Raw genomic sequence first — 2,411 nt, 5'->3', positions numbered from 1 at the left:
GGCGTCGCGCCGGCCCGGAGCGGCCCGGCACGGCAGGCGCCGGCCGCACCGCCTCCGCCGCCTCCGGTCCTGGCGCCGGTTCTGCCCTACGCCCTGCCCGCACGGCCGCGCTGGACCGGCTTCTATGTCGGCGGCTCGCTCGGCGGTGGGCGTCAGAGCGACCGCACGACCGTCGGAGGACCCTTCGGCGGCCCGATGATCTCCCCGACGAACACGACAACCAACACGACCACCACCACCACGACCACCACGACCACCAGCACGGACAACACCGACTCCATCCCGGTCACCACCACCGTCACCTCGACGGTCACTTCGACGGACGCTTCGTCGGTCACCACCGTCGGGACGCCGATTCTCGCCCCCTGGGCGATCGACCCGGGCAGCGTTCCGCGCAGCCTGACGCCTGAAGGCGGCGGCGCGGTCGGAGGCGCCCAGTTCGGCTTCAACTACCAGATCGGCGCGGTCGTGATCGGCGCGGAGACCGACCTCTCCGCCACCCGCCTCGGCGGCAGCGAGACCGTCTCCGCCAATCCCGGCGCAGGAGGCTTCACCACCCGCGCCAGCAACGACCTCTCGATGCTGGGCACGGTGCGGGTGCGCGCCGGCATCGCGCTCGGCGACTTCCTGATCTACGGCACGGGCGGCTATGCCTATGGCCTCGTCGAGCAGAAGGGCTCGATCACGCCCGATAATCCGCAGACCACCTCCGGCGCCAGCGGCTCGCGCTCAGGGCTCGCCAGCGGCTGGGCGATCGGCGGCGGCATCGAGTACGCGATTGCACCCGGCATGTCGGTCAGGCTCGACTACACCCATTACGAACTCGGGCAGAAGCGGCTGATGCTGCAGGACTTCACCGGACTGGCGCCGAGCCAGTACGCAACCATGCGGCCGCGCACGGCCGGCGATATCGTCAAGGCCGGCTTCAATTTCGGCTTCTGACGAACGCCCAGGCAACGAAAAGGCCGCTGCGATCGCAGCGGCCTTGATTTCGGTTCGTTGATCTCAGCTCCTGGCTGCGACCGCCCAGCTCACCACATGTCGAGCGCGACCCGCGCCTCGTCCGACATCCGGGACTGGTCCCAGGGCGGGTCGAACGTCATGTTGACGGTGACCGAGGCGACGCCCGGCACGGCGCCGACCGCGTTCTCGACCCAGCCCGGCATCTCGCCGGCGACCGGGCAGCCCGGCGCCGTCAGCGTCATGTCGATCGCGACCTGGCGGTCATCGGCGATATCGACACGGTAGATCAAGCCGAGCTCGTAGATGTCGGACGGGATCTCCGGATCGTAGACCGTCTTCAGCGCCGCGACGATGTCGTCGGTCAGCCGGTCGATCTCCTCCGGCGGCAGGCCGGCGCTGGCGCCCATGGTCGGCGCGTTGGGCTTGAGTTCCTCGGCAGTGTCGCTCATGGCGCTTCCAGTTCAGGCAATCGGCGGATCAGGAGAACAAGTCTTCCGCCTTGCGCAGGGCCTCGACCAGCTTATCGACTTCCGCCAGCGTGTTGTAGAGGCCGAACGACGCACGGCAGGTCGATGTCACCCCATATCGTGCGAGCAGCGGCATGGCGCAATGGGTCCCGGCCCGGACGGCGACGCCGGCCCGGTCGATCACGGTGGCGACATCATGCGCATGCGCGCCCTTCATCTCGAAAGCGATGATCGCGCCCTTCTGCCTCGCCTTGCCGAAGATGCGGATCGAGTTCATCTCGCCGAGCCGCTGCATGGCGTAGTCGCCGAGCCGGGCTTCGTGCGCCGCGATGTTCTCGCGGCCGAGCGCCATCATGTAGTCGAGCGCGGCCCCGAGGCCCACGGCCTCGACGATCGCGGGCGTGCCGGCCTCGAAGCGATGCGGCGGGTCGTTATAGGTGATCGCGTCCTCGCTGACGGTCAGGATCATCTCGCCGCCCCCCTCATAGGGCGGCAGCTTGGTGAGCCATTCCCGCTTGCCCCAGAGCACGCCGGAGCCGGTCGGCCCATAGGTCTTGTGGCCGGTGAAGCAGTAGAAATCGCAGCCCAGCGCCTGCACGTCGACAGGCAGATGGACCGCGCTCTGGCTGCCGTCGACGACCAGCGGGATGCGGTAGCTCTGGCAGATGGCCGCGACCTCGGCGATCGGAATCACGGTGCCGATCGCGTTCGACATCTGCGTCAGCGCCACCACCTTGGTGCGCGGCGTGATCAGCTTCTCGAATTCCTCGAGGAGGAAATTGCCGTCCTCGTCGACCGGCGCCCATTTGATCACGGCGCCATGGCGCTCGCGCCAGTAATGCCAGGGCACGATGTTGGAGTGATGCTCCAGGATCGAGAGGATGATCTCGTCGCCCTCCTGGATCTGGAGATGGCGGCCGAGCGAGGACGCGACGGCGTTCAGCGCCCCGGTCGAGGAACGCGTGAACACGATCTCCTCGA

General features: G+C 68.3%; 3 protein-coding genes. 1 reads left to right on the top strand and 2 read right to left on the bottom strand.

The window, feature by feature from the left end; genetic code table 11:
* Positions 1-942: outer membrane protein (locus tag V6M56_RS13390; protein WP_332684442.1), on the top strand; the 942-nt coding region annotated here is incomplete at its 5' end.
* 89 nt (positions 943-1,031) lie between these two features.
* Here the strand turns inward: V6M56_RS13390 and V6M56_RS13385 are convergent.
* The gene (locus tag V6M56_RS13385; RefSeq protein WP_332684444.1) at positions 1,032-1,370 is read right to left on the bottom strand and encodes an SUF system Fe-S cluster assembly protein; all 339 of its coding nucleotides are present in this window, start codon (positions 1,368-1,370) and stop codon (positions 1,032-1,034) included.
* 70 nt (positions 1,371-1,440) lie between these two features.
* The coding region (locus tag V6M56_RS13380) for a cysteine desulfurase (protein WP_332684440.1) at positions 1,441-2,411 on the bottom strand (971 nt) is incomplete at its 5' end.

The organism is Allobosea sp., from assembly GCF_036675845.1.
Classification (GTDB): Bacteria; Pseudomonadota; Alphaproteobacteria; order Rhizobiales; family Beijerinckiaceae; genus Allobosea.
The sequence above is the reverse complement of the archived record's forward strand: the minus strand, read 5'-3'. Positions and strand labels throughout refer to the sequence as shown.